Annotated in this window: 8 protein-coding genes; 6 read left to right on the top strand and 2 right to left on the bottom strand. The window is 61.1% G+C overall.

The genetic code is table 11. The features are described from left to right. Positions 1-1,083, bottom strand: a 1,083-nt coding sequence (locus ACE3S9_RS09945; protein WP_374546300.1) for a hypothetical protein, incomplete at its 3' end; no start/stop codon positions are given. After that, a complete protein-coding gene (locus tag ACE3S9_RS09940) occupies positions 1,076-2,404 on the bottom strand; it encodes an O-antigen ligase family protein (protein WP_374546299.1) in 1,329 nt (442 codons plus the stop codon). The genes ACE3S9_RS09945 and ACE3S9_RS09940, both read right to left, overlap by 8 nt. Before the next feature lie 316 nt (positions 2,405-2,720). Between ACE3S9_RS09940 and ACE3S9_RS09935 the strand changes: the two genes are divergently transcribed. From ACE3S9_RS09935 to ACE3S9_RS09910, 6 genes are all read left to right on the top strand, one after another. Further along, entirely contained in the window at positions 2,721-3,887 is a 1,167-nt protein-coding gene (locus ACE3S9_RS09935) for a nucleotide sugar dehydrogenase (protein ID WP_374546298.1), read from the top strand. A gap of 31 nt (positions 3,888-3,918) precedes the next feature. Next, the gene (locus tag ACE3S9_RS09930) at positions 3,919-4,866 is read left to right on the top strand and encodes a hypothetical protein (protein WP_374546297.1); all 948 of its coding nucleotides are present in this window, start codon (positions 3,919-3,921) and stop codon (positions 4,864-4,866) included. A gap of 44 nt (positions 4,867-4,910) precedes the next feature. After that, complete coding sequence (locus tag ACE3S9_RS09925) at positions 4,911-7,184, top strand: Wzz/FepE/Etk N-terminal domain-containing protein (protein WP_374546296.1); 2,274 nt, start codon at positions 4,911-4,913, stop codon at positions 7,182-7,184. Positions 7,185-7,656: 472 nt separating this feature from the next. Then, positions 7,657-8,088 carry a glucuronosyltransferase gene (locus tag ACE3S9_RS09920; protein WP_374546295.1) on the top strand — a complete coding sequence of 144 codons (432 nt, stop codon included), beginning with the start codon at positions 7,657-7,659 and terminating at the stop codon, positions 8,086-8,088. Continuing rightward, complete coding sequence (locus ACE3S9_RS09915; RefSeq protein WP_374546294.1) at positions 8,085-8,573, top strand: glycosyltransferase; 489 nt, start codon at positions 8,085-8,087, stop codon at positions 8,571-8,573. Before ACE3S9_RS09920 ends, ACE3S9_RS09915 begins: the two co-directional genes overlap by 4 nt. 100 nt (positions 8,574-8,673) lie before the next feature. Continuing rightward, a partial coding sequence (locus ACE3S9_RS09910) for a glycosyltransferase (protein ID WP_374546293.1) occupies positions 8,674-9,328 on the top strand: 655 nt, incomplete at its 3' end.

The following is a 9,328-nucleotide window of genomic DNA, read 5'->3' as shown; positions in this document are numbered from 1 at the left end:
AAACACCCCCGCCGCCTGCAACAAAGCGCTTTCGGGCGTCCGCATCAGGCGGACGAAGGCAATCGCCAGCCAGATCGCCGCGCCGATCGACAGCTCCTCCGTCGAATAGCGCGGCGGGAACACCAGTCGCGGCGCGAAGGCCATCAGCGCCCAGCCGGCCAAGGCGGTCCCGATCCAGGCCGCGACAAGGACAAGGCGGAAGAACAGCAGCGAGTTTCGGGCGGACGCCAGATCGCCCGCGTGGATCTGATGGGCGAAACGCGGCCGTTCGAAATCGCTCAGCGCGTTCATCACGACGCCGATCGGACGGATCAGCAGCGCGCTCGCCGACAAGGGCGCGAAGGCCGCAGCGCCCAGAAAGCTCGTGACCAGATAGGCGTGCGAATTGGCCGTCGCCTCGGTGGTGACGACTCCGAGCAGCGACCAGCCGGAATATTTCCGCCAGATGACGCTGTAATGCGGCAGGTCGCGCAGGCTAAAAAGCTCGAACTGGGCCGCGAAGAAAAAGCGCCCGAACAAGGCCAGGCTGCAGACGCCCGCCACCAGCAGGATTTCGAACGGCGCATTGGCCGGCCCGAGCAGCAATCCGCCGAGAATCGCCGCGCTATAGGTGAGGTCGGACACCGCCGCCCGGACGAGGCGACGATTCGCATAGGCATATTGCCGCGCATACCAGCGCACCAGGGTCAGGCCGGCATAGAGTCCGAAGATCGCGGCCTCGCGCGGCGCCAGTTGCAGGAACTGGCCGAGCCCGAAAAACACCAGACCCGCCAGCACGGCGCCGAGCGCGCTGGCGGTGAACAAAGCGCGGAGCGCCGATTGCTTGTCGGAGGCCTCGTAATGGGTCAGGACCACGGGAAGCGGCGCGCAAAACAGCGCGCTCCAGACGCCGCAGCTCAGCACCGACGTGACGAGCAGGAAGGAAAAGCTGCCGAACGCGGTTGCGTCCAGCGTATGCAGCATTTTCAGCGACAGCAGGAACTGGGCGACGGCCGTGCTGATCGGGCCTATGGCCGCGAGAGCATAGGGCAACACATGCGCCGAGAAGCGCTGGAAAACGCCGGGACGCGCGGATTCAGCCATTGCGCGCCGCCGCGATTGGCAAATCCCTCTGACGATCCGCGCGCGTGGTCTTTTCCACCAAAGCGATCGCGAACATCAGAAAGACCTCGACGATGGAATCGCGATCGAGGAAGGAGCTTTCCGTCAGATTGTGGCCGGCGCAGAAAATCAGCATCGCCAGCGCCAGCACGCCCTGCCACCGCTCCTCCGGGCGCCAGACCAACAGTTTGGAGATCGGAATGAGCAAGAGCGCGAAGACCGCGAGGATCATGCCGTATGTGCCGATCGAGATCAGCAGATCCATATAGCCGTTATGCGCCTCGGGAACGAGGCTGACCCAGTCCTTCGGACCCTTGGTGTAATGGGCGATCGGCCTCTCGTCGCCGATATTGAAGAATGAGCCATAGCCCGAGCCCCAGGGGTGGTCCTGCCAATAGCGATAAAGCACGCGCCAGATGGCCACGCGGCCGGTAAAGGCGTCGGGACGATTGAACGGTTTTGAGATGACGTCCCAATACATCCAGATCACGCCGACCACGCCCGCAAGGAACACCCCAAGGGCCGGAAGCACGGCTACCCGATAGTAATGATTATACTTGCCGTAGAAATAGGACACGAACAGCGCGATGACCGCGAGGCCCGCCGATGTCTTGGACGCGGATTTCCAGAGAAAGATCAAGGCGAGAAAGGTGAGAAAGGCGCGCAACATGACGCCCCATTCCTTCGCCTCGATCACCAGGAACAATATGGTCACCGCGCAGAACGAACCCGCGAAATTCTTGTGCGCGAGCACGCCCTTCCAGGATCCGATCAATTGCGGATCCATGCCGAAGCCGGCGACTTCCGCCGCGCGATGAATCCCGATTCCGGGCGCCAGCGCGACAACCGCGAAATTGGCGAACAGGACGCCGATGAGGACATGGCGGATGATCGTCGTGGTCTGTTTGAACGTCAGGATCTGGACGTTCATGAAAATGATCATCACCACCAGAATGGTCAGGAACAGCCGGCGAATGCCGATTCCCGGCGCGAGCGACCATTTCAGCGTGATCACACAATAGGCCAGCGTCGCCATGATAGAGAGGGGAGCCGCGAAAATCTTGAAATGCGGCTTGACGGCGCGCGTCGCGACAATGGCCAGCAGGAAGACAATCAGGAACAAGATCTGGCGAAGCGCATTGCCTTCGCCCGTGTTCGACACGCGCTCCCCCACCGACATAAAAGGCGCCGCGACCATGGAGATCAGGAAGGTATAGAGCGATATCGTCGCCCATTTCTCGGCCGCCGTCAGCGACGGCTTGATGGCCAGCGGCGATATTGTTTCCGTTTGAAGCAGAGCCATTGCTTGATCGTACTCCCGGTGCGGCGACAAGCATAACGCAGTCTATAGACGGGCCACTTTCAAATCGCAATGTCAACAGCGCTAAATCGCCATGACGCAATTTGCACCAAATTGTTTCAATATTTTGTAACTATGTCGCGCATACTCAGGATTGTTGGGTCACGGCTCGCCACATCGGGCCGGCCAACTCGACATGGCCGTCATCTTGCAGTGACAGAATTCGTCAATCTTCCGCACCGAACGGGCGAGCCGCCTGGTTTGGGCGCGGAGAGCGGCGCGGGTGAGAGGCCTTCAACAGCCCTTTTGGAGCGGATGCATGAGAGTTGCGGTTGCCGGGATGGGTTATGTCGGTCTGTCGATTGCGGCTTTGCTGGCGCGGTCGCATCGGGTGGTGGTGAGGGACATTTCGCCTGAAAAAGTGGCGAAGCTGGCGCGCAAGGAGGCGCCGTTCGTGGATCGCGAATTGCAGGACTGGCTTGCCGCCGCCCCGCTGGATCTTTCCGCAACGCTCGACCCGCGCGAGGCCTATGCCGAGGCTGATTACGTCGTCGTGGCGACGCCGACCGATTACGATCCGCGCACCAATGTGTTCAACACCGCTTCCGTGGAAGCCGCCATCGCGGATGTCACGGCGATCAATCCGTCCGCCGTCGTCGTGATCAAATCCACCGTTCCGGTGGGTTATACGCGCCAGCTGAGCCAGAAACTCGGGAATCGGCAGATCATCTTCTCGCCGGAATTTCTGCGCGAGGGCCGCGCGCTCTACGACAATCTCCATCCGTCCCGCATCGTGGTCGGCGAAAAATCGGAACGCGCGGAAGTTTTCCTGAACATGCTTAAGGACGGCGCGATCAAGAAGGACGCGCCCACCCTTCTGACCCATTCCGACGAGGCGGAGGCGATCAAGCTGTTCGCCAACACCTATCTCGCCATGCGCGTGTCCTTTTTCAACGAGCTGGACAGCTACGCCATGGCGCATCAGCTCGACCCCCGCCAGATCATCGACGGCGTCTGCCTCGATCCGCGCATCGGCGATTATTACAACAACCCGTCCTTCGGCTATGGCGGCTATTGCCTGCCCAAGGACACCAAGCAACTTCTGGCCAATTACCGCAACGTCCCGCAGAACCTGATCCAGGCGATCGTGGCGTCCAATTCGACCCGGAAAGATTTCATCGCCGACGACATCATCCAGCGCAATCCGAAGGTGGTCGGCATTTACCGGCTCGTGATGAAGGCTGGATCCGACAATTTCCGCTCTTCGAGCATTCAGGGAATCATGAAGCGAATCAAAGCGAAAGGAATTGAGGTTATCATCCATGAACCCGCGCTCGCCGATTCGGAATTCTTCCGCTCGCGCGTCGTGCGCGACCTCGACGCTTTCAAACGCGAGGCCGACGTCATTCTTTGCAACCGAAACACCGACCAACTCGATGATGTCAAAAGTAAAATCTACACGAGAGACATCTTCGGCGGCGATTGACGGGCGCCACGGCGCCGTCGCGCGCCAATCCTTGGCGGGCGTCTCGATGACGGGTTCGCGGGCGGCCCTGCGCCCGCCCCATTCCCGCGTCGGGAGCGCGCGCGGCTCTGGCCATGGCGAGGCGGCGTGCCGCCTCGCCAAACTAAAAAATGGCAATATTTTGAGCAACGAATGTCTAAAATGGCAAACTCCCAAAAATTCCACTTGGAGGTTGTGGAGCTCCGCGCCGCAGAGACCAAGGACTCGCCGTTATAAGCTCTTTGTCGCCGACCGTTCTGAGATCATTAAAACTCGAAGCAATATCGACGTCATACACCTCTTGAAGACAAATGCTGCGGTTATCTTGGATTTCGGCTTGACAATATTTCCCACGCGATTAGACCAAATCATCGCTGCAGTGCGAAAGGCCGACGCGGATCACATGCGAAAAATCGCCTCAATCAGCCTCGCCGCCTTCCTGCTGTCGGCGCCCGTGTCGGCGCTTGCCACGACGTCGGGATGCGAATTCAGCGCCACCATGAGCCAACGCATCAGCGAAAAGCGTTACAAAGAGCGCCCGGAAACCATTCTCGCCGATTATGCGACGGGCGGCCCGGCGATGGACGCCATGGTCACGGCGCAGATCGCCTATGATCCCGGCTTCATCGACCAGATCTTCCAACTGGCCCTGCGCGCGTCGGACAGCCAAAAGGAAGCCCTTGCGCGCGGCCTGCGGCGTTTCGCGAGCCTGTGCGGACCCAGCAAGCCCGACATGCAGCGAAAAATCATCGAAAAGATTCGACGCTCGGGGGACAAGGACCTGATCCAGGCCTATTTCCGAGAGGATAACACGCCATCCGACCCCGCCGACGCCAGCCTCGCCTTGCCGCCCGTCCGCCCGGCGTCGGCCCGGCAAAAACTGCCGCCGGATTACCTGATCGGCGACGGACTGAACAGCGTGCTCGCCGCGCCGTCGGCGTCGTCTCTTCCGCCGCCCTGAGACTTTTTCCGATCCTCAAGTTGTTCACCGAGGAGTGAGATTGGATGACCAGCGTGACCCAGAACGCCCCCACGAAAAGCCACGGACTGGCGCCTTTCGCGTTTTCCGGGCCGCGCGACGTGCTGGACCTCTGGTCGACCCTGATCCGCGGCCGGCGCACGATCCTGAAATGCATGGCCGTCACCACCGTGCTGGCGGTCGGCTATCTCATGGTTGAGACGCCGCTTTACGAGGCCAGCTCCGAAATCATCATCGACACCACCACCAGCCGCTCGATGCAGTCGAAAGGCGTCGGCGGCGGCGCGTCGGACGGCGCCGCCGACGCCATCGACAACAATCTGGTGGATTCCGAGGCGGAAGTTCTCGGCTCCGACGGTTTCGGCGAAAAAGTCATCCGCGATCTCAACCTGCAGGACGATCCCGAATTCGTCGGCCGTCCGCAGCGCTTCTTTCCGATGGTCCTGTCCTATGTGATCGGCGCGGTCGAAACCGTCAAAGGCCTGCTCGGCAAGGGCGACGCGCCCGACGATCCGGTGCAGCGCGCGCTCGCGGTCTATCAGAAGCGCCTGAAGGTCAAGCGCGACGCGCTGACCTATCTGATCGACATCACGTTTCAGTCGACCGATTCGGCCAAGGCGGCGAAAATCGCGAATACGATCGCGGAAGACTATCAGAAGCACACGCTCGAAGAGAAATATCTCGCGGCGAGCCGCACCAGCGAATGGCTTCAAACCCAGCTCACCGCAATTCGCAAGCGCGCGCTGGACGCCGACCGCGCCGTGCAGGAATTCAAGGCGAAAAACCATATCGTCGACACCAGCCGCGGTCTCGTCAGCGACCAGCAGGTCGCCGATCTGAATTCGCAACTCGTGCTTGCCAAGGCCGCCGTCGCCGAAGCCCAGGCGAAGCTGGACAGCGCCCGCCAGGCCTCGCAGGATCCGGCCGGCGCCCGCACCGTTTCCGACGCCGTCAACAATCCGGTGATCGCCCGGCTCCGCGCCCAATATCTCGACCTGATGGCGAAGACCGGCGACATCGCCTCACGTTTCGGCGCGCAGCACGGCGCCGTCATTTCGAACCAGCGGCAGATGGGCGAGATTCTGAACGCCATTCGTTCGGAAACGGCGCGGCTGATCGATTCCTATGAAAACGACTACAAGGTCGCGCTGAGCCGTGAGAAATCGCTCGAAGCGAGCATCGACAAGGTGGTCGCTGACAGCAATCCGACGAGCATCGCCCAGGTTCAGCTCCGCGACCTCGAAAGCTCGGCGGAAACCTCGCGCGCCTTGCTGACCGGCTATTTGCAGAAGCTTCAGGACGCTTCGCAGCTCGAAACCTTCCCCGTTTCCGACGCGCGCATCGTCACCCGCGCCGTCGCGCCGCTGAAGCCCAGCAATCCGAAAAGCGTCCTCATCTTGCCCGCCGGCGTCATCGCCGGCTTCCTCCTCGGCGCGGCGATCGTGGTCGGCCGGGAACTCATCAACATGACCTTCGTCAACGGGAAGGATCTGCGCGATTTCACCGGCCTCCGCTTCCTGGGCAATCTGCCGAAGATCCCGCCGCAAGGCGCGCCCAAGGGCGACCGCCCCGCGCCGACGCAGACCAAGCGGCTCATCGCCTATCCCGTGGACCGCTTCGCGACCGACGCTCCCTTCTCGCGCTTTACCGAAACGCTGCGCAATACGAAGATCCTGATCGACGAGATCGAAACGGGCCGCCCGGGCGGCAAGATTTTCGGCGTGACGTCTTCGGCGCCGCGGGAAGGCAAGACGGTCGTCGCCTTCAATCTCGCTCAGGTTCTCGCGCGAACCGGCAAGTCGACCATCCTGGTCGATTGTGATCTGCGCACCTGCTCGCTGACCTCGCGGCTCGCGGCCTCCGTCAATTTCGGCCTGCTGGAGGCGCTCGAAGCCCCCGACCGCCTGCCCGAAGCGATCCTGCGCGACACGGCGAGCGGGTTGGATATCCTTCCCTGCGCCGCGGCCAAATTCGATCTGAACATCATTGACGCCGTGTCATCGCCACGAATGCTGCAACTGCTCGCCACATTGCGCGCCAACTATCATTATGTGGTGCTCGACATCGCGCCCGTCGTTCCGGTGGTCGACGCGCGCGAGCTCGCCCCGGTGGTCGACGGTTACATTTTCGTCGTCAAATGGCGCGAAACAGATCGCAGAATGGTGGACGAGGCGATCCATGCAGAAAATGTCGGGCCGAAAATCATCGGCGCGGTGCTGAATGGCATCGAGCCGCAATATCTGCGTGAAATTGAATCCTATCATGGCTCGCATACCGGCCGTTATTACACGGAACATTAAGCGGCTTGCCTGTATTGCATATCCGGGCGCGCGGCTGCGGCGGCGCGCCTCCCGACCCGGCGACGGCGTTAACACATTGACAAGGCCGCCAAAGTCTGCAAATTTGTGCAACGCAGCAACGTCTTCGCGCTCAGTTGATGAGCGCAATCTACTGGTTGTATTGCGAAACGACGGCATATTGCTCGTTTGATCGACATAGCCACGTTCATTTTTCACGGATTTATTGAAAATTTTCTGCAAGGCAGGCTGTTGTCCTGCCTGTTTTTTCGATGCTTGCCTGAGACGGTTCGGGACAGAACATTCTTGCCTAGCGAATAATTACCCTGACGACTATTTAAGCTTGCCGGTCAGCCATTTTTCATGGCAAAATAAAGACCGTTAGTATAAATTTAAAAATTTATGCTTTGATCATGCTTCCGTCGGCCAGATCGCACGGAATCGGGGGTCCGAAATGGGGAATCGTGGGCGTATCGTGGCTGTCGCTTCCGGAGGCGGACATTGGCTCCAGATGATGGAGCTTTATCCCGCTTTTTCCGGCAAGGACGTGTTCTTCATCACGACGAAGGAAAGCTTCCTCAAGAAGAACCAGGTCGACGGCGTCGTCATACCCGATTGCAATGCGCGTGAACCGCTGAACCTGCTCCGCGCCTTCGTCTTCGCCTTCAAGCTCATCCGCAAGCTGCGGCCGGAGGTCGTCGTTTCGACCGGCGCCGCGCCGGGCCTCATCGTCCTTTTCCTGTCCTATTGGTTCGGCGCGAAGACCATCTGGGTCGACAGCGTCGCCAATGCCGAGCGCCTCTCGCTGTCCGGACGGCTAGCGGGCTATTTCGCCAGCGTATGGCTGACGCAATGGCCCCACCTGTCGATTCCGGACGGCCCCGAATATCGTGGATCTGTCCTGTGATTTTTCTGACTGTCGGCACACAATTGCCTTTCGACCGGCTGGTCGAAATGGTCGATAAACTCGCTCCGGACCTCGGAACGCCCGTCTTCGCGCAGACCGGTTTCGGCAAATATGAGCCGCAGAACATGGAATGGAGCCAGTCGCTCAATGCGGTCGATTTCGATCGCCGCGCCGCCGTTGCGACGATCATCGTCTCCCATGCGGGCATCGGCTCGGTGCTGACCGCCAAGCGTTTTCGCAAGCCGATCGTGGTCTTTCCGCGTGTCGCCGCGCTCGGCGAACACCGCAACGACCACCAATTGGCGACGGCCTCCCTGCTCTACGGCAAGCCCGGCGTCTATATCGCCAATGACGAGGACAGCCTGCGCACCGCCTTGCGCCAGGCCCACGCCTTGCGCTTGCCGCCGAACGAGGAATCGTCGGAGCGCGGGAAGCTGATCACCTTCCTGCGGGACGCGCTGGAGGCGCGGCTTCCGGCGCAGTGAGACGCGGCCGGCCGTTTCCCGAAGGGTTCTCGCACGATCGGGACAGGCGAAGGGGGACGGAGATTTTCGGCGGGACGGGTGAGTTTGAGGAGAATTTGTCTTGAAAAGAATCGCGATCATTGCGCCTCATTTTCAGGAATATTCCGTCAATCTCGCCAATGCCGTCGCCCGCCGCGCGAGCGCGCTGCTGCTGCTCGACCGGAAGCGCCTGTCGAGCGAATTCGCGAACCGGCCCATGCCGGTCGCGGAAACGCTGGAGATCCGCGACACCCCGCTGCGCTCCCTTCTCGAAATCGCGTCGATCCTGTTTTGCCTGGCGCGTTTCCGGCCCGACGTCATCCATATCCAGGAGCCCTCGGGCTTCATCCGCGCCCTGATCTGCGCCTGCGTCGTCGCCTGTTTCAGGCCGTTCTGCCAGATCGTCCTGACCGTGCACGATCCCAAGCCCCATTCGGGCCGCGATCTCGCCATCGCCGAGCGCATCGCGCCCTTTCGCAATTTTATCCGCCGCTGGGCGCAGGTCGTTCTGGTCCACGGCGAAAGCTGCCGGCAGGATTATCTCAGCCTGCACGATCATCCGGACCAGACCATCCTGCTCACCACCCACGGCGTCATCCTGCGCGACGCGCCGCCCGCCGCCCCGGATGAGAACGGCGATTGCGTCGTGCTCTGCTTCGGCCGCATGGAGCATTACAAGGGTCTCGGCGTGCTCGGCGAGGCGATCGCGCGCCTGAAGGATCTCGGCGCGTCGACCC

This window comes from Rhodoblastus sp., assembly GCF_041915505.1.
Taxonomy (GTDB): Bacteria; Pseudomonadota; Alphaproteobacteria; order Rhizobiales; family Beijerinckiaceae; genus Rhodoblastus.
This window is presented reverse-complemented; position numbering and strand designations above follow the sequence as displayed.